Source organism: Acidovorax sp. 56, from assembly GCF_002749705.1.
GTDB lineage: Bacteria > Pseudomonadota > Gammaproteobacteria > Burkholderiales > Burkholderiaceae_C > Acidovorax.
Genome location: NZ_PEEV01000001.1, coordinates 3,334,353 through 3,356,116, shown reverse-complemented (window position 1 = coordinate 3,356,116; position 21,764 = coordinate 3,334,353). Strand labels below are relative to the sequence as shown.

Below are 21,764 nucleotides of genomic sequence, written 5' to 3'. Positions count from 1 at the left end.
CTACGTTATCTGTAGCTGCCAGCGCTTGTGGGGTAGGCGCTAGCGGCCATTTTGGCAATTTCTATTCAAAGATCAGGCACCGCAGGCCGCTCGGTGCGCACCATTGCAATCGCATCAAACGGGCAGCGCACGGCGCACAGTGCACAGCCCGTGCAACCCGCTGCATCGTCGAGGTGAGAGCGCTTGGGGCCCCAGGCTTTGGGCTCAGCCCCCGTGCCCTGCGTCTGCACTTGCAGCGACAGCACATGCGGCGCACACACCGCCACGCACCAGCCGCAGCCCGTGCAGCGGGCGGGGTCAATGGCGGGCAGGGCTTTGGCAGGCATGGGGTGCAAAGAACCTTATCAACGGCGTGGCGCCGCCGTGCGGGTGGGGCGGCATTGGGGCAGCTGCCACCGGGGTGCCAAGGCCCCTTCATTGGCGCCAGCGGCGGTGGGTGCAGCACCGCCAGCAGCCATGTTCCCGCCCCAGCGCAGCGCCGTCAACCGCCCCGGCGCCCGTAGGCGCAGTACCCCGGCTTGGGGCTCTTCTTTTGCGGGTGCAGGCGGCAGGTCTCGGGTCGCTGGTCGTACACGGTGCACAGCCGCGTCTTGGGGTCTAGAAAGTTGCAATCCCCACTGGCCCGCCGCGCCATGGTGAACACCACGTTCTTGTGGTTGAAGTGGTCAATCAGCCGCGCTTTTTGTAGCCGCTTGGCAATGTGCCGGGGCTCTTCGTGCTCCGCCTCAAACGCATCCACCAGCCCCAGCCGCACCAGGTCAGACAGCTGCACCTCCAGCGGCATGGTGCAGCAATTGGCCGCACAGGTGTCGCACAGGCCTGCGCGGTAGCGGGTCCAGGTGTCTAGGCGGTCAACGTCGACGATGGAGATGGGGGAGCGCATGGGTGAAAGTCTGCGGCCAGTGGTTTGTGAGGGGACTAAGAAAAGCTGGCGCGATAGGTGATGGGATCCAGGTCACAGTGCTGATCCAGTGCGCCTTTCAGAGAGAACAACTTTGGAGTCTGCCGAAACTCAAACAGCCGACACAGCGTGAAGTCAGGACCTGCGTCTCTGGAGAAATGCAATTCGTTCTTGGATACGAAAAACGGTGTGTCTTTGCCAAACGCCGTAGTTTTCACTTCGATGAATCGCTCGCGACCATTCGTATCGAAAGACAGGATGTCGTAGCCAAGGCCATCCCCCTTTGTTTGCGAAACATGCTCCACCCGTTCAGCCAGATCGAGCTTGCCGATATGAGCCAGTCGCCATTGCTCGTAACGGAAAACGAACTCTTCACCAGCCTGACCTAGCGAGCGATTGCGGGACTCGATCGCTAGGTAGTCACGCTTGATGGGTAAGTTGCCGTAGCGCGGGCTTGATTCGCCGACATGGTGGCGCTTTTGCGGTGCTTCGGTTTCAACCTTGGAGAAATCCACAATTTCATGGGATATCGCAGGCTGGTGCGCCGCCGCAAGTGCCAGTGAATCTAGTGCGGAGAATCGGTCAACTTGCCGCTCCACTACTTCAAGCAGCAGGCGTTGGTAATTGGCTCGTGGTTGATATCCGCGCAGGTACGGGCAGCCCAGATGGATGAGCACCGCACTGATATTGCAGTGCTTGAATTCAATCGAACCGGCAGAGCGGCCATTGAGCTTTTCAAGCAAGGCGCGACGGTGCGCAGCCTTGCTGTAGGCCTGACCAGCCAGTTCAAGACTGAGCATCTTGAGGTAGTCGGCAACAACGGCTTCTACCTCGGCCTGAGACCAGTCCACGATCGGTTCAACCGAGTCGGCTGACTATGTCAAACGTCAATATTCCCCGCACGCAGCGCATTCGTCTCAATGAAATCCCGGCGCGGCTCCACCTCATCCCCCATCAGCATCGTGAACACGCGGTCCGCTTCGATCGCGTCGTCGATCTGCACGCGCAGCAGGCGGCGCACGTTGGGGTCCATCGTCGTTTCCCACAGCTGCTCGGGGTTCATTTCGCCCAGGCCCTTGTAGCGTTGGCGGGCGGTGGTGCGTTCGGCTTCGCTGATCAGCCACTTCATGGCCTGGCGGAAGTCGCCCACTTTTTCTTCCTTCTGCTTGTCGCCTTCGCCGCGCAGGGCCTTGGCGCCATCGCCCAGCAGGCCGCGGAAGGTTTCGGCGGCTTCGGCCAGGGCGGCGTAGTCGGCGCCGTGCACGAAATCTTGCGTGATGACGCTGCTCTTGATGTTGCCGTGGTGGCGGCGGCTGATGCGCAGCAGGGGCTTGTCGGTGCGCGCGTCAAATTCGCCAGCCACTTCGGCGGGGGCGCCGGTGGTGTTCAGCTCGCGCAGCTTGGCCTGCAGGGCCACGGCGCTGGCTTCGGCATCGGCCACGGTGTCGAGCTTGAGGCTCACGCCGTCGGCAATGGCGCGCAGGGCTTCGGCGTCCATGAAGTTACCCAGGCGGGCGATGACGCTTTCAGCGATCTGGTGTTTGCGCGCCAGCTCGGCCAGTGTGTCGCCGGTCAGCGTTTGCGGGTTGGCGCCGCCGGTGGTCACGCTGGCGTGGTTCAGCGCAATGCGCAGCAAGAAGCCGTCGAGGGCGGGAGCGTCCTTCAGGTACAGCTCTTCTTTGCCGGCCTTGACCTTGTACAGCGGCGGCTGGGCGATGTAGATGTGGCCGCGCTCCACCAGTTCGGGCATCTGGCGGTAGAAGAAGGTGAGCAGCAAGGTGCGGATGTGGGCGCCGTCCACGTCGGCGTCGGTCATGATGATGATGCGGTGGTAGCGCAGCTTGGCCACGTCGAAGTCATCACCCCCGGTGGTGCCGCCCGCCTTGCCGATGCCGGTGCCCAGGGCGGTGATCAGCGTGAGGATTTCATTGCTGGTCAGCAGCTTTTCGTAGCGGGCTTTTTCCACGTTCAGGATCTTGCCGCGCAGGGGCAGGATGGCCTGGAACTTGCGGTCGCGGCCCTGCTTGGCGGAGCCACCGGCGGAGTCACCCTCGACGATGTAGATCTCGCACATCGCCGGGTCTTTTTCCTGGCAGTCGGCCAGTTTGCCGGGCAGGCCCATGCCGTCGAGCACGCCCTTGCGGCGCGTCATTTCGCGGGCTTTGCGGGCGGCTTCGCGGGCGCGGGCGGCTTCCACGATCTTGCCGCAGATGATCTTGGCGTCGGCTGGGCGCTCTTGCAGGTAGTCGGTGAGCAGCTTGCCCACGATGTCTTCCACGGGGGCGCGCACTTCGCTCGATACCAGCTTGTCCTTGGTCTGGCTGCTGAACTTGGGCTCGGGGACCTTCACGCTCAGCACGCAGCACAGGCCTTCGCGCATGTCGTCGCCAGTGACTTCGACTTTGGCCTTCTTGGCCAGCTCGTTTTCTTCGATGTACTTGTTGATGACGCGGGTCATCGCGGCGCGCAGGCCGGTCAAGTGGGTGCCGCCGTCACGCTGGGGGATGTTGTTGGTAAAGCAGAGGACTTGCTCGGTGTAGGCGCTGTTCCACTGCATGGCCACTTCGACGCCGATGTGGGTGCCGGGGATGCCGCCATACGTCTCAGCAGGGCGCTCGCCTGCGGCGTAGAACGACGTGGGGTGCAGCACCGTCTTGCCCTTGTTGATGAACTCGACAAAGCCGCGCACGCCGCCAGCGCCCGAGAAGTCGTCTTCCTTGCCGCTGCGCTCGTCCTTCAAACGAATGCGCACGCCGTTGTTCAGGAACGAGAGTTCGCGCAGGCGCTTGGCCAGGATCTCGTAGTGGAAGTCGTAGTTCTCTTTGAAGATCTCGGTGTCGGGCAAGAAGTGCACTTCGGTGCCGCGCTTTTCGGTCTCGCCGGTCACCTTCATGGGGCTGACTTCAAAGCCGTCCACGGTGTCGAGCAGGCGGTCTTGCACAAAGCCGCGTGCAAATTCGATCTGGTGCACCTTGCCTTCGCGGCGCACGGTCAGGCGCAGCCATTTGCTGAGCGCGTTCACGCAGCTCACGCCCACGCCGTGCAGGCCGCCGGAGACTTTGTAGCTGTTCTGGTTGAACTTGCCGCCTGCGTGCAGTTCGGTCAGGGCAATTTCGGCCGCACTGCGCTTGGGCTCGTGCTTGTCGTCCATCTTCACGCCGGTGGGGATGCCGCGGCCGTTGTCCGTCACGCTGATGGAGTTGTCGGAGTGGATGGTGACGACGATGTCGTCGCAGTGGCCCGCCAGGGCTTCGTCGATGGAGTTGTCGACCACCTCGAACACCAAGTGGTGCAGGCCAGTGCCGTCGGACGTGTCGCCGATGTACATGCCGGGGCGCTTGCGCACGGCCTCCAGGCCTTCGAGGATGGTGATGGAGCCTTCGCCGTAGCTTTCGCTGGCGCCAGCCTGGTTGGTGTCGATCTTGTGCGGAACAGGCTCACCCGTGCCGGTAGGTTCTTGCTCGGGCAGGTTGTTGTCAGCGGTCATGGTGGGCCTTGGGATCCGTGCAGACCTCGGGGTCTCGCACTTGGTAAAAGGGTTCAATACAGGTCAAATAACCTTCTAGGGCACGTAAAGTAAGCGCTAGAAGCTATCAAATTGATAGTATTTGCAACGGGTTGCAGTCTGTTGCAAAAGTGCGTTGGTAAAAGGCTTGCGGCACCCGCAGGTGCCGCAATGCCCATCACGTGTGCGTCATATGCGCATGGGCATGACGACGTATTTGAAGGACTCGTTGTCTGGAATGGTCATCAGCGCAGAGCTGTTGCCGTCGGCCAGGTCGATCTTGACCATGTCCTGGCCCATGTTGGCCAGGGCATCGATCAGGTAAGTGACGTTGAAGCCGATCTCGATGGTGTCGCCGCCGTAGTCGATGTCGAGCTCGTCCACGGCCTCTTCCTGCTCGGCGTTGTTCGATGCCACGCGCAGGGTGCCGGGCTCAATGTTCAGGCGAACGCCCTTGAACTTGTCGCTGGTCATGATGGCCGTGCGCTGCAGGCTGGCCAGCAGCGGGGCGCGGCCCAGCGTTACGCTGTTGTGGTGGTTCTTGGGGATGACGCGGTTGTAGTCAGGGAATTTGCCTTCGACCAGCTTGGTCACGAACTCCATGCCGCCAAAGGTGAACTTGGCCTGGTTGTTGGCGAACTGCATCTCGATGTGAGGCTGGTTCTCGCCACCGGCATCGCTGAGCAGGCGTTGCAGCTCGATCACGGTCTTGCGCGGCAGGATGACTTCCTGCTTGGGCACTTCCACATCCAGCGTGGCGCTGGCAAAGGCCAGTCGGTGGCCGTCGGTGGCCACCAAGCTCAGGGTTTTGCCCTCGGCCACGAACAGGATGCCGTTGAGGTAGTAGCGAATGTCTTGCACCGCCATGGCAAACGACACCTGGCTCAGCAGGTCCTTTAGCGTCTTTTGCGGCACTGCGAACACGGGGCCGAAGGCGGCGGATTCCTGCACCAGCGGGAAGTCTTCGGCGGGCAGGCTTTGCAGCGTGAAGCGGCTCTTGCCACCCTTCAAGATCAGCTTGGACTGGCTCGACTCCAGGCTCACGGTCTGGTCGCCGGGCATGGTCTTCAAGATGTCGATGAGCTTGCGCGCGCCCACGGTGGTGGTGAAGTCACCAGTGTCACCGCCCAGTTCGGCGGTGGTGCGGATCTGGATTTCGAGGTCGCTGGTGGTCAGTTGCAGCGCATTGCCCGTCTTGCGGATCAGCACGTTGGCCAGAATGGGCAGTGTGTGGCGGCGCTCAACGATGCCAGCCACGGACTGGAGTACCGCGAGAACCTTGTCTTGTGTTGCCTTCAGGACGATCATGTCATCAACCTCTTGTGGTTTTTAGGACGGTGCATGGGCAGCAGCGGCGCTCCTCGCGCCTTCCCCGTGCTGCACAGCACGCCATTTTGCCCTTGAACGGGGGCTTTGAAGATGTTTGTGGTGGGCGTGGTTTGCACGGGGGATCAGCCTTTCAGAGTCTGCTCCAGCACATGCAGCTGCTGGTTCAGCTCGGTCAGCTGCTGGCGCTCGCCAGAAATCTTGCGCACTGCGTGCAAAACCGTGGTGTGGTCGCGCCCGCCAAACAATTCTCCGATTTCTGGAAGGCTTTTTTGCGTCAGTTCTTTGGCCAGGTACATCGCAATCTGGCGCGGGCGGGCAATGCTGGCCGGGCGCTTCTTGCTGTACATGTCGGCGACCTTGATCTTGTAGTAGTCGGCCACCGTTTTCTGGATGTTTTCCACAGAAATTTGCCGGTTCTGAATCGACAGCAGATCTCTGAGGGCTTCGCGCGCCAGCTGGATCGAGATTTCTTTCTGGTTGAAGCGCGAATACGCCAGGATTTTGCGCAGCGCGCCTTCGAGTTCGCGCACGTTGGAGCGCACGTTCTTGGCCACGAAGAAGGCGACTTCCTCGGGCATTTCGGTGGCTTCGGCGCGGGCTTTGTTGATCAGAATGGCCACGCGCATTTCCAGCTCAGGCGGCTCAATCGCTACCGTCAGGCCCGAGTCAAAGCGCGAGACCAGCCGCTCATGGATGTTGGCCAGGCCCTTCGGGTACGTGTCCGAAGTCATCACGATATGGCTCTTTTTGGCCAGCAGGGCTTCGAAGGCGTTGAAGAACTCTTCCTGGGTGCGGTCTTTGTTGGCGAAGAACTGCACATCGTCGATCAGCAGCAGATCGAGCGAGTGGTAGCGCTCTTTGAACTCGTCAAAGGTGCGGCGCTGGTAGGCCTTGACCACGTCCGACACGAACTGTTCGGCGTGGATGTAGAGGATCTTGGCGTCGGGTTTGTCTTGCAGCAGGCGGTTGCCCACGGCGTGCACCAAGTGGGTTTTGCCCAGGCCCACGCCGCCATAGATGAACAGCGGGTTGTACAGGTGCCCCGGCATGCCCGCCACGTGCATGGCCGCAGAGCGTGCCATGCGGTTGGCCGTGCCTTCCACCAGGGTTTCAAACGTGAGGGCGGCGTTCAGGCGGTTGCGAAACACGCCTGCCGAGGACTCGTCGCTGCCGGTGCTGCTGCCCTGCCCTTGCCCAGAGTGGTTGCCTTGGGCAGACCCGTGGTTTTGCGTCTGGCCGGAAGACTGCGAGTGCTGCGGTTCCTGCTGCTGTGAGGCTGGGCGCACATAGGTGCGGATGACCGATTCGCGTTGGGCAATGGCCAACTCCAGCGTGACCGGCTGGCCGTACAGTCCCTCGAGCAACGCCGCAATGCGGCCTGCGTATTGGGCGCGAATCCAGTCCAGTTTGAAGCGGTTGGCCACCAGCAAGGTGACCTTGGTGAAGTCCTCTGCCACCTGGGCCACCAGGGGTTTGATCCAGGTGTTGAACTGCTGTTCTGGAAGGTCCTGGGCCAGTTGTTCCACACAGGCCTGCCACAGGCCTTGTCCGGCGTCCGAGCCGGTGGGTGCATTGGGGTTGCGTTGGGGTTCCTCGGTCATTTCAAGGGGTGTTTTTATTGTGGATAGGAGGAACGTAGCAAGGGGTGGGATTGTAGCTTGTCAAGGAGTTATCCACAATTTGCAGTCTGGGTAAGAATGGGGGCCTTGGTGGGCTGTTGCAGCCTGCCGCGCTAGGTGTTCCGCAGGCATTTGAGCGCTCGCGGCGCGGGGCTGTGCAGGCGTCTTCCGGGTCGCCCACCCGGGTGTTACACAGCCAGGGCATTGCCAGAACCGCAATAGCCTGCGATAATTTTGGGTTTCCCTGAATGTGTTCAGGGCGATTTGACCCGGCGCGCCGTTATTTCTGCCCCAGAGGTCTGTGCTCATGGCACTGCAATTGCAGTGCGGCGGCGCGGGATTCAGGGGGTTCAAGAGCAGCAGTCCGGAACTGAACCTCAAGGAATAGCACCATGAAACGTACTTACCAACCTTCCAAGACCCGCCGCGCCCGCACCCACGGCTTCCTCGTTCGCATGAAGACCCGCGGTGGCCGCGCTGTGATCAACGCACGCCGCGCCAAGGGCCGCAAGCGCCTGGCCGTCTAAGGCCAAACCACCCACCGGCCTGCTCCCCGGTTTGTACCGTCAGGTCCTCAACGGGGTGCGCGCATGCAACGGCTGAAAACCCGTCCGCAGTTCCAGGCCGTCATGGCGGGGGGCACTGTCTCTCGCACAGCGCATTTTGCGTTGCACCGCTTGGTACTCACGGCAGGCAGTTCGCCAGCAGCGTCCACGTCACCTTCAGGGCCCGGTCCCTTGCCTTCTGGGCAAGGGCCGCAGGCCCTGTTTGTCGTGCCTGATGTGTGGCTGGGGGCCATGGTGCCCAAGCGTTGGGCCCGCCGTGCCGTTACACGCAACACCATCAAGCGTCAGATTTACACCGTGGGCGCTGCGTTTGAGGCCCAATTGCCGCAGGCTGCCCATGTGGTGCGCTTGCGCACGGCGTTTGATCGCAAGCAGTTTGTCAGCGCTACCTCGGACCAGCTCAAACAGGCTGTGCGTGCCGAACTGCTGCAATTGTTTGGGCAGGCCACCAAGCGCCCACCCAGCGCAGGTGCCAAGGCCGGGCCTGCGGTTGTGGCCCCAGAGGCTGCGCCATGATGCAAGCCCTGCTGATCGGTGTGGTCAAAGGCTATCGGTTGATACTCAGCCCCTGGCTGGGATCGGCCTGTCGGTTTGAGCCCACCTGCTCTGCGTATTCTCTTCAGGCCCTGGAACAGCATGGCGCTGCCGTGGGGAGTTACCTCACGCTGCGCAGGCTGGTACGCTGCCACCCCTGGTGTGACGGGGGGCATGATCCGGTGCCGCAGGAATTGCCGCGCAGCTTGCGGTTGTTCTCGCGACTGAACCCTTCCAACACCCAACCATCCTCACCAAAGAAGTCTTCATGAACGACATTCGCCGCACCATCCTGTGGGTGATTTTTGGCTTTTCCATGGTTTTGCTGTGGGACAAGTGGCAAGTGCACAACGGCAACAAGGCCACGTTTTTCCCATCGCCAGCAGCCGTGGGTGCTGCGGCCCCAGCGGTTGGCGCATCGGCACCCAAAGCTGGGGTTGCCAGCGTGCCTGGCTCCACCGCGCCAGCCGTGGCCTCCATCGGGGCTGCTGCTGTGCCTGGAGCGCCTGCTCCGGCAGCCTCCGTGGCGCGCGAAAAAATCGAAGTCACCACCGACGTCTATCGACTGACGTTTGACGGCGAAGGCGGTTCGCTCGTGCATGCCGAGTTGCTCAAGCACGCAGACATGACCGACAAGACCAAGAACTTTGTGCTGTTCGATGAGAGCACGCAACGGGTCTATGCCGCACAAACCGGCCTGATTGGCGGCAGCTACCCCACGCACAAGACCGTGATGACGGCGGTGCCCGGCCCGCGTGCGCTCAAGGATGGCGAGAACGAGCTGAGCATCCGCTTCGAGTCGCCAGAGCAAGGCGGCGTCAAGCTGATCAAGACCTGGACGCTCAAGCGCGGCGCCTACGACATCGCCGTCAAGCACGAAGTCGTGAATGCAGGCAGCACCGCCGTGTCGCCTCAGCTGTACCTGCAGTTGGTGCGTGACGGTAACAAGCCGCCAGGAGAGTCCTCGTTCTACTCGACCTTCACAGGCCCTGCGGTGTACACCGAGGCCAAGAAGTACCAGAAGATCGAGTTCAAGGAAATTGAGAACGGCAAGGCCGACATCCCCAAGGAGTCGACCAATGGTTATGTCGCCATGGTGCAGCACTACTTTGCCAGCGCCTGGCTGGTGGCCGACGGCGTTCAGCGTGATCTGTTCACCCGCAAGGTGAGTGACAACCTGTACTCGGTGGGCATGATTGCCTCGCTGGGCAGCCTGGAGCCAGGCAGCAGCAAGTCGGTGGATGCGCGCCTGTTTGCCGGCCCTCAGGTCGAAACCATGCTCAAAGAGCTGTCGCCTGGCTTGGAGCTGGTCAAGGACTACGGCATGCTGGCCATCCTGTCCAAGCCCCTGTACTGGCTGCTGGACCAACTGCATGCGCTGTTGAACAACTGGGGCTGGTCCATCGTGGCGCTGGTGCTGCTCCTCAAGATCGCGTTCTACTGGCTCAATGCCAAGGCCTATGCCAGCATGGCCAAGATGAAGGCCATCAACCCCAAGATCATGGAGTTGCGTGAGCGCCTGAAGGACAAGCCGCAGCAGATGCAGCAGGAGATGATGCGCATCTACCGCGAAGAGAAGGTCAACCCCATGGGGGGCTGCTTCCCGATCATGATCCAGATCCCGGTGTTCATCGCCTTGTATTGGGTGCTGCTGTCCAGCGTGGAAATGCGCAACGCGCCCTGGATCGGCTGGATCCAGGACCTGTCGGCGCCAGACCCGTTCTTCATCCTGCCTTTGCTGATGACGGCCAGTTCCTTGCTGCAAACCGCACTGAACCCCGCACCCCCAGACCCGATGCAAGCCAAGATGATGTGGTTTATGCCGCTGATCTTCAGCGTGATGTTCTTCTTCTTCCCTGCCGGCCTTGTGCTGTACTGGCTGACGAACAACATCCTGTCGATTGCACAGCAGTGGATCATCAACACCCGCATGGGCGTTCCACCGCAGTTCAATCTGCCGAAGTTCAAGTGAACTTTGCGATCCTGAGAAGCCGTTCTCAACCCCTCCAAGGCCGCGCAAGCGGCCTTTTTCATTCTTGCAAGGTGTGTTGCCTCTCGTTGGCATGGCCTTGCCTTGTGTAAAGTGCCTTCCCATGCTTGCCCGTCACGTTGATCCCATCGTTGCCATTGCCACCGCTCCCGGCCGAGGGGCTGTGGGGATCGTCCGAGTCTCTGGCAAAGGACTGGTGCCATTGGTGCAGGCGCTGTGCGGGCGGGAGCTGCGCCCACGGGAGGCCACCTACCTGCCTTTTCGGGATGCGCAGGGCCAGGCCATTGACCAAGGGCTGGCGCTGTACTTTCCTGCGCCCCACTCCTACACCGGCGAAGACGTGCTGGAGCTGCAGGCCCATGGTGGCCCTGTGGTGCTGCAATTGCTGCTTGCGCGTTGCTTGCAGGCGGCCCAGGCACCCGCAGCGCACGCCGGTGCCGTGCTCCCAGGCTTGCGTGTTGCCCAGCCAGGCGAGTTCACTGAGCGCGCTTTTTTGAATGACAAGATCGACCTGGCCCAGGCCGAGGCGATTGCCGACCTGATCGATGCCAGCACCGAAGCGGCAGCGCGCAGTGCCAGTCGGTCGTTGACGGGGGCGTTCTCGCAAGAAATCCACGCGCTGCGCGATGCGCTGATCCACCTGCGCATGCTGGTGGAAGCTACGCTGGATTTTCCGGAAGAGGACATCGATTTTCTGGAAAAAGCCGATGCACGCGGCCAACTGGAGCGCCTGCAGGCCACGCTGGCCCAGGTGCGGCAGCGTGCGCAGCAGGGGGCCCTGCTGCGCGAAGGCATCAAGGTGGTCATTGCTGGCCAGCCCAATGCGGGCAAGAGTTCGCTGCTCAATGCCCTGGCAGGGGCTGAGTTGGCCATCGTCACTCCGATTGCGGGCACTACACGCGACAAGGTGCAGCAAACCATCCAGATCGAAGGGGTGCCGCTGCACGTCATTGACACCGCAGGCCTGCGCGACAGTGACGATGAGGTCGAGCGCATCGGCATTGCGCGTGCCTGGAGCGAGATCGAGGGTGCAGACGCCGTGCTGTTTTTGCACGACCTGTCGCGCGCCCACCTGCCGGAGTACTGCGCTGCCGATGCTGCGGTGGCGGACTCCATGCAGCAGAAAATCCCGGCCTCCGTTCCGGTGATCGATGTTTGGAACAAAACCGATTGCGCCAGCCTGGGCACCGAAGCCGTTGCCAAATCGAATGGACCGAACGAAGCGAGCCGACGCTCGGTAAGGATTTCTGCGCGTACGGGTGATGGCTTGGATGCATTGCGTCGGATACTGTTGGAAGTGGCTGGTTGGCAGTCGGCTCCTGAAGGCATTTACATTGCGCGGGCACGCCATGTGCAGGCTTTGGCGCAAGTGCAAGGCCACCTGGAGCAGGCATCGGCCCAATTGCTCATTGCCTCGCCGGCACTGGATCTGCTGGCCGAGGAATTGAGATTGGCGCAAAACGCCTTGGGCGCCATCACTGGCGAGTTTTCGTCCGACGATCTGTTGGGCGTAATTTTTTCGAGCTTCTGCATCGGCAAGTGACGCTGCGTGCGGGGCGCTCTTTGTTGTAAACGGACGTAAGCAGCGCTTGTGTCCATGCTGTAACGCAGGTACTTTCCGCATCACCATGAATGCCATAACGCCCACAGCCCCCCGAGTTGACCTTCGCGGTCTCATTGACGCCATTGCCCAGGCCAATGCAGACGACGCCATGACCAACCCTTTGTCGCCAACGCAGTGGGAAGCCATCGCACCTTATTTGCAGCCCACGGTGTTTCCAGCGGGCCACACCGTGTTCACTCAGGGCACCACAGACCGCACCCTGTATCTGGTCGAGAGCGGCAACCTGAGCGTGCACTACCAAGACGAAAAAGAGCGTTTGCGCCTGGCTGTTGTGGGCCCAGGTTCCGTGGTGGGTGAAGGTGCTTTCTTCTCGCACCGCCCGCGCTCTGCCACGGTGCAGACCAGTGTTCCTTGCAAGCTCTGGGCGTTGCATGCGCTGCGGTTTACAGAGCTGGCGAACCGCCAGCCTGCCATTGCCTTGGCGCTGACCATGGCGGTGGGCTCGGTGCTGGCCAAGCGGCTGGGCAACCGCAAACGCCGCGTTGCGGCCACCTGACACTGCGCACTGTTTGGGTGCGCCTGCGGGCACTACGCACCTTGGGCACCCAAACACCACGTTACACTCGATTCGGATTTATTACGGGCGCCCTTCCGAAGAAAGCAAGCCATGTCTCTGTTCAGTTGGTTCAGTCGCAAACCTGCACCGCCCAAGGCCAAGCCCCGCAGCGGCGGGGCAGAGCCCTCCGGGCTGATGAATGCCGATGCCACTGTGCCTCTGGCGCCTGGGCGACCAGGACAGCCGCTTTTGGAGCCCAACCCCCCAGAGCACGCAGCCAACCGCAAAAATGAACGCATGGAGCGGCGCGAGTTGCTCTACACCGTGGTGCGCGATGCCATGGTGCGCGCAGGCGTTTTGTCGGCCAGCTACAAGTTCAAGGTGTTGTCGCTGGACCAGCGGGGCCGCCAGTTTCTGGTGATGATGGATTTGGCCCGCGAGTACGGTGGCGAAACCACCCGCCTGAGCGAAATCGAAGCCTTGATCGCCCAGACGGCCAAAACCCGCTACGACATCGTGGTGACCGCGGTGTACTGGCGCATCAATGACCACGTGGCGGTGGGGCTGCCCCAAAAAGGCATTACGCCCACCCAGCCGCAGGGCTCTTTGTCTGCCCCCAATCTGGCGCGCAAGCCCGCTCCGGCCCCAGTGCCAGTCGCTGCGCCCGCGCCAGTCCCCGCATCGTCTTCTTCGCTGCTGTTCCCCGCCGAGCCTGCTGCACGCTTCCCGGCCACGCCCACTGCTGCGGCACGTCCCTCCACAGGTGCCACAGCGCCTGCGCCGCTGCTCCCCGCGTCCAACACCGGCCCTGCCCCATTGGCCCGCGCCACGCCGTCGCGCTACGAGCCCATCGAGGCCGACGAAGTGGCCGCTTTCAAACGTGCACTGGCCGATGCTGCCAGCAGCCCCACCGCCGCCCCGGCGGCAGCGGCCCGCCCTGGGGTTCCCGTGCGCTCGGGGCCTTTGCTGCCACCGTCCAGTTCCACAGGGTTTGCCGACACCGAAATGCCAGGCTCTGACGCGCCCAGCCCGGATCTGAGCAGCACCCAGTACGGCGAATTGAATTAGGCAAGCCAGCGCTACGCGCCATGCAAAAGGGGCTCCATCCGCAAAGATGGAGCCCCTTTGTTTTGGGTGCTAGAAGGTTTTTGGCGCGGGTCCGTATGCGTGTATGCGCCTATGCCTTGGTGTTGAGCAAGGCGCCCATCATCTGGTCATTGGTCTTGATCACCTGCACATTGGCTTTGAAAGCGTAGGTGGCGGACATTTGCTCCACCACGTCTTTTTCGAGCGCCGAGCCCACTTGCCCATCGCGTTGCACGCTGGCTTGCACTCCGTTGCTGCCGGGGGCTTCTGTTTGTTCGACCACCTGGCGGCGAAAGCCAGGGGTGTTGAGGTTGGCCACGTTGTGGGCCGATGCATCCAGCCTCAACTGGGCTGCTTGCAGGCCAGAGTTGCCAATGGAAGAAAGGCTTGCCATAAAAAGGCCTCACAAAATGTTGCAATTGGGAGGATTGTCGGACGCTTGCTGCGTCAAGGCAAGTGGGCCCGCGCCAGGCAATCCTGAAACGCCTGGGTGGCCCGCGATGGGGCGGGTGAGCGGCGCACCAGGCTCACGAACTTGCATTCGTAGTGAAACTGGTCGGGTTGCACCGCCTGCATGCGGCCCGCGCGCTCAAAGGCTTCTGCGTAGTGGTCAGGCAAAAAACCCAGAAACCGCCCCGACAGGATCAGCGTTGCAATCGATTCCTGGTCAAACCCCGTGGCAGCCCGGGTGAGTTCAGCACGGTGGCTCAGCTCCATGTTGGGCGAGTGGTAGCCCAGCCCGGCAAACGGGTGGTGGCGCACGCTCTCCCAGTCCAGGCTGGTGTGCGGCGTCCCAAACAAGGGATGCCCGGGGCCGCAATACAGCAGCATGGTTTCGGTGAACAGATCGGTGTAGATGAGGCTTTGCGAGCTGCGATGGGCGGGGATGATGCCCACGTGGTAGCTGCCGTCCATCACGCCGCGCTCAATGGCGTTGATCGAGCCCACATGCAATTGCAGGTTCACGCCCGGCGCCTGGGCGGAGAACGCCGCGATGGCTTCGCTGATGCGTGCTGCTGGGTTGCTGGCCGTTTTGTCAAACACCGCAATGGCCAGTTGCCCTCCCATGCGCGAATGGATGTCGTCAATGCTGCTGCGAAACGCGTCCACCGCGCTGAGCAAGCGCAGGGTCTCGTCGTACACGCGCTGCCCTTCTCCTGTCAGCGCAAAGCCCGCACGGCCCCGGCGGCACAGCGTCAGGCCCAGTCGCGTTTCCAGGTCCTTCATGTGGCGGCTCACGGTGCTGGTGCCGATGTTCAGCTCCAGTTCGGCGGCAGACATGCCGCCGCACTCCACCACCGCCTTGAACACTTGTAAGAGGCGCAAGTCCATGTCGCTGAGCTGGCCCAGCACCGCGCGGTGTTTGGCTGGGGTGGCGGGGGGCAGCGCGGTTGGGGCTTTTACTTGCATAAAACCTCAAGTAAACATTGATATTGCATTATTTGAGAGATTAACACCCACCCCAACAATGGCAGCTTCGACCCGCCCGTCTGGGCCCGATCGATTGCCCACCACTTGCACTTGCCAGGAGAACGCCATGAGCTTCGCCGTCATCGACCCCCATCCCGAAGCCGCTGTGCGCACCGACGCCGCCTGGCTCGACGCCCACTGGATGCCCTTTACGGGCAACCGCAACTTCAAGGCCAAGCCGCGCATGATCGTGAGCGGCCAGGGCGCCTATTACACCGACGCCGAAGGGCGCAAGATTTTTGACGGTCTCTCGGGTCTGTGGTGCTCGGGCCTGGGCCATGGCCGCAAGGAAGTGGCCGAAGCCATTGGCCGCGCCGCCGCCACGCTCGACTATTCGCCCGCGTTCCAGTTTGGCCACCCCGCCTCGTTCGCGCTGGCCAACAAGCTCAAAGAGCTGACGCCTGCGGGCCTGGACTACGTGTTCTTCACTGGCTCGGGCTCCGAGTCGGCCGACACCTCACTCAAGATGGCCCGCGCCTACTGGCGCGCCAAGGGCCAGGCGAGCAAGACGCGCCTGATTGGCCGCGAAAAGGGCTACCACGGCGTGAACTACGGCGGCATCTCCGTGGGCGGCATCGTGGGCAACCGCAAGACCTTTGGCCAGGGTATCGAGGCCGACCACATTCCCCACACCCAGCCGCCTGCGGGCTCGTTCTTTCGTGGCATGCCCGACACCGACGGCCGTGCGCTGGCCGACAAGCTGCTGGACGTGATCGCCCTGCACGACGCCTCCAACATCGCCGCGGTGATCGTGGAGCCCTTCTCCGGTTCGGCCGGTGTGGTGATTCCGCCCAAGGGCTACCTGGAACGCATCCGCGAGATCTGCACGCAGAACAACATCCTGCTGATTTTTGACGAAGTCATCACAGGCTTTGGCCGCTGCGGCGCCTGGACGGGCTCCGAGGCTTTTGGCGTGACGCCCGACATCCTGAACTTTGCCAAGCAGGTCACCAATGGCGCGCAGCCGCTGGGCGGCCTGATTGCCACCAAGGAGATCTACGACACCTTCATGGCGCAGGGCGGTCCCGAGTACATGCTGGAGTTCACCCACGGCTACACCTATTCGGCCCATCCTGTGGCCTGCGCGGCGGGCAACGCGGTGCTCGACATCCTGCAAAAGGAAGACATGCCCGGCCGCGTGAAGGCGCTGGCACCCTACTTTGAGAACGCCGTGCATGGACTCAAGGGCGCCAAGCATGTGGCCGACATTCGCAACTATGGCCTGGCCGCTGGCATCACCATCAGCGCGCTGCCCGGTGAGCCTGCCAAGCGCCCGTACGAGATCGCCATGAAGTGCTGGGACAAGGGCTTTTACGTGCGCTACGGTGGCGACACCATCCAGCTCGCGCCCCCCTTCATCAGCACCGAGGCTGAGATTGACCGCATGGTCAGCGCGCTGGGCGATTCCCTGCAAGAAACGGCATAAGCCGCCAGGCCCTGCCCATGCGCATTTCCATCCTCACTTTCGATGCCTTCAACGACCTGGATTCGCTGGTGGCGTTTGGCATGCTGAACCGTATCGCCCTGCTGGGCGACAAGGACTGGCAGGTGCGCATCGCAAGCCCCACTCCGCGCGTCACGTCCATGAACGGGCTGACCATCGACGCCCATGAAGACCTGGGCCAGCTGGCCCAAGCCGACGCTGTGCTGATTGGCAGTGGCATGAAGACGCGCGAAGTGGCCAACACCCCAGCGCTGATGGAACCGTTGCGCTTGCTCAACCCCGCACGCCAGCTGCTGGCGGCGCAGTGCTCTGGCACCTACCTGCTGGGCCGCCTGGGCCTGCTGGGTGGTGTGCCCGCCTGCACCGACCTGACCAGCAAACCCTGGGTGGTTGAGTCGGGCGTGGACGTGGTGCCCCGTGCCTTTGCCGCCCGCGGCAACGTGGCCACGGCGGGCGGGTGCATGGCGTCGCAGTACCTGGTGGTTTGGCTGATCGCGCGCCTCAAGGGGCTGGACGCCGCGCGCGAGGTGTCGCACTACTTTGCCCCGGTGGGCGAAAAGCAGGAGTTCATCGACCGGGCCTTGGGGCACGTGCTGCCCACGCTGGAGACCCAGGCTGTTGCGGCTTGAATACTATTAATTTGATAGCTGCTAGCGCTTATTCAACAAGCGCTGGAGGCAATTTTTACTTGAAATCACCATGAACCACGACAAGAACGTCACCACCACCGTCGGCCACCTGATCGACGGCAAGCTCGTTGCCGACACAGAGCGCACGCAGCCTGTGTTCAACCCCGCCACCGGCCAGTCGACCACCAGCGTGGCGCTGGCGAGCAAAGCCACGGTGGAAGCCGCCATCGCCTCCGCCGAGGCCGCCTTCCCCGCCTGGCGCAACACGCCGCCGCTCAAGCGCGCGCGGGTGATGAGCAAGCTGAAAGTGCTGCTCGAAGAGAACGCCGACAAGATCGCTGCGTTGATCACTGCCGAACACGGCAAGGTACTGGCCGACGCGCACGGCGAGCTGCAGCGCGGCATCGAGAACGTGGAATACGCGAGCTACGCGCCCGAACTGCTCAAGGGCGAGCACAGCCGCAACGTGGGCCCCAACATCGACTCGTGGTCTGAATTCCAGGCGCTGGGCGTCACCGCAGGCATCACCCCCTTCAACTTCCCGGCCATGGTGCCGCTGTGGATGTGGCCCATGGCCGTGGCCTGCGGCAACACCTTCGTGCTCAAGCCCTCTGAGCGCGACCCCAGCAGCACCCTGTTCATCGCCCAGCTCGCGCTGGAGGCGGGCCTGCCCCCCGGCGTGCTCAACGTCGTCAACGGCGACAAGCTGGCCGTGGACACGCTGCTGCAAGACCCGCGCGTGAAGGCCGTGAGCTTTGTGGGCTCCACCCCCATTGCCGAATACATCTACGCCGAAGGCTGCAAACACGGCAAACGCGTGCAGGCCCTGGGCGGTGCCAAGAACCACGCCGTGCTGATGCCCGACGCCGATGTGGGCAACGCCGTGAGCGCCCTGATGGGCGCGGCGTATGGATCGTGCGGCGAACGCTGCATGGCCATACCGCTGCTGGTGGCCGTGGGCGACGAAGTGGGCGATGCCGTGATTGCGGGCCTCAAGACCGAGATCGCCAAGATGAAGGTCGGCCCCGGCACCGACAACGGCAACGACATGGGCCCGCTGGTGACCAAGCCCCACTTCGAGAAAGTGAAGGCCTATGTGGACAGCGGCGTGGCCGAAGGCGCCACGCTGGTGGTGGACGGTCGTGGCGTGAAGGTGGCGGCAGGCCACGAGAACGGCTACTTCCTGGGCGCCTGCCTGTTCGACAACGTCAAGCCCGGCATGAAGATCTACCAGGAAGAGATCTTCGGCCCCGTGCTCGGCGTGGTGCGCGTGAAGACGCTGCAGGAAGCCATGCAGCTCATCAACGACCACGAATACGGCAACGGCACCTGCATCTTCACCCGCGACGGCGAGGCTGCGCGCTACTTCACCGACCACATCCAGGTCGGCATGGTGGGCGTGAACGTGCCCCTGCCCGTGCCCGTGGCCTACCACTCCTTCGGCGGCTGGAAGCGCAGCCTGTTCGGCGACCTGCACGCTTACGGGCCTGATGCTGTGCGCTTCTATACCAAGCGCAAGACCATCACGCAGCGCTGGCCGAGTGCCGGTGTGCGTGAAGGCGCGGTGTTCAGCTTCCCGAGCAGCCGATGAGCAGGCGCTAAGAAGCGCAGCGCGCTCCCGCAGAGACGGCCCCTTGTGGGCCGTTTTCTTTGGTGCGCGGACGTTGGGGATGGGGTCTGAGGCAGCGGTTTACGCACCAGTGTGGTGGGACCTGGGTGCGAGGGCTGCAGCGTGGTGCAACGGGGGCTGTGCTGGCGTATTTCGCGTGGCATATCAATTGCTTGAAGGGTGTTGCATCCATCAACCCGCAACCCCTTTTGAAGGTGAATCCATGCGCAATGTCCTGACGTCGCAATCTCTCCCCCAGCGTCGCAACGCGTTGGTATTGGCCCTGTTCTCGGCCCTCACGCTCATGGGTGGCAGCGCTGCGGTGGCGCAGGACAAAGTGCTGCGCATCGCCATGACGGCTGCCGACATTCCGCGCACGCTGGGGCAGCCTGACCAGGGCTTTGAGGGCAACCGCTTCACCGGCATTCCCATCTACGACTCGCTCACGCAATGGGATTTGTCAAAGGCCGATGCACCGAGCGTGCTGATCGAGGGGCTGGCCACCGCGTGGGCGGTAGATGCCAAGGACAAGACCAAGTGGGTCTTCAAGCTGCGCCCTGGTGTCAAATTCCATGATGGCTCGGCCTTCAATGCCGATGCGGTGGTGTGGAATGTGGCCAAGGTGCTGGACAAGGACGCCGTGCACTTTGACGCCAGCCAGGTGGGCGTGACGGCGTCGCGCATGCCCACGCTGCGCTCGGCCCGCAAGATCGACGACCTCACGGTAGAGCTGACAACCAGCGAGCCCGATGCCTTTCTGCCCATCAACCTCACCAATCTGTTCATGGCCTCGCCTGCACATTGGCAGAAGAAGTTTGATGCAGCCTCTGGCGCCACACCGGCCGACAAGTCCAAGGCTGCGTGGACCGCCTTTGCGGCCGATCCCGCGGGTTCGGGCCCCTTCAAGGTGACGCGGTTTGTGGCGCGTGAGCGCCTGGAGCTGGCCGCCAACAAGGCGTATTGGGATGCCAAGCGCACCCCCAAGATCGACAAGGTGGTGATGTTGCCCATGCCTGAGGCCAATGCCCGCACGGCCGCGTTGCTGGGCGGCCAGGTGGACTGGATCGAGGCGCCTGCGCCCGATGCCATGCCGCAGATCACGCAGCGTGGTTTCAAGATTTACTCCAACGCCCAGCCCCACGTATGGCCGTGGCAGCTGTCGTTTGCTGAGGGCTCGCCCTGGCTGGACAAGCGCGTGCGCCAGGCAGCCAACCTGTGCATTGACCGTGGCGGCATGAAGCAGCTGCTGGGCGGCATGATGGCCGAGCCCAAGGGCACGGTGCCGCCCGGCCACCCCTGGTGGGGCAACCCCAAGTTCGACATCAAGTACGACGTGAAGGCGGCACAGGCCTTGATGGCGCAGGCGGGCTACTCGGCTGCCAAGCCCATCAAGGTGAAGGTGCAGATCTCGGCCTCGGGCTCGGGGCAGATGCAGCCACTGCCGATGAATGAGTTTGCGCAGCAGTCCCTCAAGCAGTGCTACTTCGATGTGCAGTTCGACGTGATCGAGTGGAACACCTTGTTCACCAACTGGCGCAAGGGCGCCAAGGACCCGTCAGCCAATGGCGCGAACGCCGTGAACATCAGCTTTGCCGCCATGGATCCGTTCTTTGCCATGGTGCGATTTGTGAGCACCAAGGCCTTCCCGCCGGTGTCCAACAACTGGGGCTACTACGGCAATGCCGAGGTGGACAAGCTGGTGGCCGATGCCCGCACCAGTTTTGACGACAAGGCCCGTGACGCTGCCCTGGCCAAGTTGCATGCCCACATCGTGGAAGACGCACCGTTTGTCTGGATCGCCCACGACGTGGGGCCGCGTGCCCTGTCGGCCAAGGTCAAGAACGTGGTGCAGCCCAAGAGCTGGTTCATTGACATCGCCACGATGACGATGGATTGATGCCCGGGCAGGGTCACACCGGCCAGCCCGGCGTGAACCCTGCACCCCGCGCCCAGCCCCTGCGGGCGCGCAGCTTGACCCTTCACCCCGTTGCAGGACTGTCCCATGGTTGCTTATCTGCTGCGCCGCATCGTCTATGCCCTGCCCATCATGCTGGGCGTGGCGCTGGTGTGCTTTTTACTGGTGCACCTGGCCCCTGGCGATCCGCTGGTGTCTATCTTGCCTCCCGACGCCTCGGCCGAGCTGCAGGCCCAGTTGCGCGAGTTGTATGGGTTTAACCGATCGCTGCCTGAGCAGTTTGCGATGTGGGTGTGGCGCGCACTGCACGGTGACCTGGGCGTATCGATTGCCAGCAACCGCGCCGTGGCGGGCGAAGTGATGACGGCCGTGGCCAACACCCTGCGCCTGGCCGTGGTGGCCACAGCCATTGGCTTTGTGCTGGGCAGCCTGTTTGGCTTTGTGGCAGGGTACTTTCGCCACTCGTGGGTAGACCGGCTGGCGTCCCTGCTGTCGGTGCTGGGGGTGAGCGTGCCGCACTACTGGCTGGGCATGGTGATGGTGATCGTTTTCAGCTCGCAGCTGGCCTGGCTACCCGCCACGGGGGCGGGCCCGGGGGGCTCGTCCGACTGGGCCTGGGACTGGGAGCACCTGCAGTTCCTGGTGCTTCCTGCCATCACGATGTCGGTGATCCCGATGGGCATCATCGCGCGCACCGTGCGTGCCCTGGTGGCCGAAATTCTGGACCAGGAGTTCATTGTGGGCTTGCGGGCCAAGGGGCTCACGCACTTTGGTGTGTTTCGCCACATGGTCAAGAACGCAGCGCCTACGGCGCTGGCGGTGATGGGGCTGCAACTGGGCTACCTGTTGGGGGGCTCTATCCTGATCGAGACCGTGTTTTCCTGGCCGGGCACGGGCTTCTTGCTCAACTCCGCCATCTTCCAGCGCGACCTGCCTTTGCTGCAGGGAACCATCCTGGTATTGGCCTTGTTCTTTGTGTTGCTCAACTTGCTGGTGGACATGCTGCAAACGCTGCTGGATCCGCGCATTGCCCGCGCTTGAAGGAGG

At 62.7% G+C, this 21,764-nt stretch carries 20 protein-coding genes; 12 read left to right on the top strand and 8 right to left on the bottom strand.

What is annotated here, in order from left to right; genetic code table 11:
• Positions 1 to 65 precede the first annotated feature (65 nt).
• From CLU88_RS14845 to dnaA, 6 genes are all read right to left on the bottom strand, one after another.
• Positions 66 to 326, bottom strand: a complete 261-nt coding sequence (locus CLU88_RS14845) for an ATP-binding protein (RefSeq protein ID WP_099657253.1) — start codon at positions 324 to 326, stop codon at positions 66 to 68.
• Between the two features lie 155 nt (positions 327 to 481).
• Positions 482 to 883, bottom strand: coding sequence for a YkgJ family cysteine cluster protein (locus tag CLU88_RS14840; RefSeq protein ID WP_099657252.1), 402 nt, complete (start codon positions 881 to 883; stop codon positions 482 to 484).
• A 35-nt stretch (positions 884 to 918) separates the two neighbouring features.
• Complete coding sequence (locus CLU88_RS14835) at positions 919 to 1,752, bottom strand: DUF3883 domain-containing protein (protein WP_233205478.1); 834 nt, start codon at positions 1,750 to 1,752, stop codon at positions 919 to 921.
• Positions 1,753 to 1,781: 29 nt separating this feature from the next.
• Positions 1,782 to 4,388, bottom strand: coding sequence for a DNA topoisomerase (ATP-hydrolyzing) subunit B (gene gyrB, locus CLU88_RS14830; RefSeq protein ID WP_099657251.1), 2,607 nt, complete (start codon positions 4,386 to 4,388; stop codon positions 1,782 to 1,784).
• A gap of 207 nt (positions 4,389 to 4,595) precedes the next feature.
• Positions 4,596 to 5,714 (bottom strand): DNA polymerase III subunit beta, encoded by a 1,119-nt coding sequence (gene dnaN, locus CLU88_RS14825; RefSeq protein ID WP_099657250.1) that lies wholly within the window; start codon positions 5,712 to 5,714, stop codon positions 4,596 to 4,598.
• Between the two features lie 143 nt (positions 5,715 to 5,857).
• Positions 5,858 to 7,336 carry a chromosomal replication initiator protein DnaA gene (gene dnaA, locus CLU88_RS14820; RefSeq protein ID WP_099657249.1) on the bottom strand — a complete coding sequence of 493 codons (1,479 nt, stop codon included), beginning with the start codon at positions 7,334 to 7,336 and terminating at the stop codon, positions 5,858 to 5,860.
• A 410-nt stretch (positions 7,337 to 7,746) separates the two neighbouring features.
• Here dnaA and rpmH point away from each other — a divergent pair, with 410 nt between their 5' ends.
• From rpmH to CLU88_RS14785, 7 genes are all read left to right on the top strand, one after another.
• Positions 7,747 to 7,881 carry a 50S ribosomal protein L34 gene (rpmH, locus tag CLU88_RS14815; RefSeq protein ID WP_005798102.1) on the top strand — a complete coding sequence of 45 codons (135 nt, stop codon included), beginning with the start codon at positions 7,747 to 7,749 and terminating at the stop codon, positions 7,879 to 7,881.
• Positions 7,882 to 7,944: 63 nt separating this feature from the next.
• Entirely contained in the window at positions 7,945 to 8,436 is a 492-nt protein-coding gene (locus tag CLU88_RS14810) for a ribonuclease P protein component (protein ID WP_099657248.1), read from the top strand.
• Positions 8,433 to 8,726, top strand: a complete 294-nt coding sequence (gene yidD, locus CLU88_RS14805; RefSeq protein WP_099657247.1) for a membrane protein insertion efficiency factor YidD — start codon at positions 8,433 to 8,435, stop codon at positions 8,724 to 8,726. Before CLU88_RS14810 ends, yidD begins: the two co-directional genes overlap by 4 nt.
• Positions 8,723 to 10,426, top strand: coding sequence for a membrane protein insertase YidC (yidC, locus tag CLU88_RS14800; RefSeq protein ID WP_099657246.1), 1,704 nt, complete (start codon positions 8,723 to 8,725; stop codon positions 10,424 to 10,426). Before yidD ends, yidC begins: the two co-directional genes overlap by 4 nt.
• Before the next feature lie 121 nt (positions 10,427 to 10,547).
• Positions 10,548 to 11,987 (top strand): tRNA uridine-5-carboxymethylaminomethyl(34) synthesis GTPase MnmE, encoded by a 1,440-nt coding sequence (mnmE, locus tag CLU88_RS14795; RefSeq protein ID WP_099657245.1) that lies wholly within the window; start codon positions 10,548 to 10,550, stop codon positions 11,985 to 11,987.
• Positions 11,988 to 12,072: 85 nt separating this feature from the next.
• Positions 12,073 to 12,564 carry a Crp/Fnr family transcriptional regulator gene (locus CLU88_RS14790; protein WP_099657244.1) on the top strand — a complete coding sequence of 164 codons (492 nt, stop codon included), beginning with the start codon at positions 12,073 to 12,075 and terminating at the stop codon, positions 12,562 to 12,564.
• A gap of 111 nt (positions 12,565 to 12,675) precedes the next feature.
• Positions 12,676 to 13,632 (top strand): hypothetical protein, encoded by a 957-nt coding sequence (locus CLU88_RS14785; RefSeq protein ID WP_099657243.1) that lies wholly within the window; start codon positions 12,676 to 12,678, stop codon positions 13,630 to 13,632.
• Between the two features lie 109 nt (positions 13,633 to 13,741).
• On the opposite strand, the gene CLU88_RS14780 is transcribed toward CLU88_RS14785, so the two are convergent.
• On the bottom strand, positions 13,742 to 14,044 hold the full coding sequence (locus CLU88_RS14780) for a flagellar basal body protein (protein ID WP_099657242.1): 303 nt from the start codon (positions 14,042 to 14,044) through the stop codon (positions 13,742 to 13,744).
• 53 nt (positions 14,045 to 14,097) lie between these two features.
• Positions 14,098 to 15,060: a LysR family transcriptional regulator gene (locus CLU88_RS14775; RefSeq protein ID WP_099657241.1), complete on the bottom strand. Its 963-nt coding sequence runs from the start codon at positions 15,058 to 15,060 to the stop codon at positions 14,098 to 14,100.
• Positions 15,061 to 15,187: 127 nt separating this feature from the next.
• On the opposite strand from CLU88_RS14775, the gene CLU88_RS14770 reads away from it, so the two are divergent.
• From CLU88_RS14770 to CLU88_RS14750, 5 genes are all read left to right on the top strand, one after another.
• Positions 15,188 to 16,546 (top strand): aspartate aminotransferase family protein, encoded by a 1,359-nt coding sequence (locus CLU88_RS14770; RefSeq protein ID WP_099657240.1) that lies wholly within the window; start codon positions 15,188 to 15,190, stop codon positions 16,544 to 16,546.
• A gap of 17 nt (positions 16,547 to 16,563) precedes the next feature.
• Positions 16,564 to 17,193: a DJ-1/PfpI family protein gene (locus tag CLU88_RS14765; protein ID WP_099657239.1), complete on the top strand. Its 630-nt coding sequence runs from the start codon at positions 16,564 to 16,566 to the stop codon at positions 17,191 to 17,193.
• A 70-nt stretch (positions 17,194 to 17,263) separates the two neighbouring features.
• Complete coding sequence (locus CLU88_RS14760) at positions 17,264 to 18,784, top strand: CoA-acylating methylmalonate-semialdehyde dehydrogenase (RefSeq protein ID WP_099657238.1); 1,521 nt, start codon at positions 17,264 to 17,266, stop codon at positions 18,782 to 18,784.
• 322 nt (positions 18,785 to 19,106) lie between these two features.
• Positions 19,107 to 20,699, top strand: a complete 1,593-nt coding sequence (locus CLU88_RS14755) for an ABC transporter substrate-binding protein (RefSeq protein ID WP_233205609.1) — start codon at positions 19,107 to 19,109, stop codon at positions 20,697 to 20,699.
• Positions 20,700 to 20,804: 105 nt separating this feature from the next.
• Complete coding sequence (locus CLU88_RS14750) at positions 20,805 to 21,758, top strand: ABC transporter permease (protein ID WP_099657237.1); 954 nt, start codon at positions 20,805 to 20,807, stop codon at positions 21,756 to 21,758.
• Positions 21,759 to 21,764: the final 6 nt, after the last annotated feature.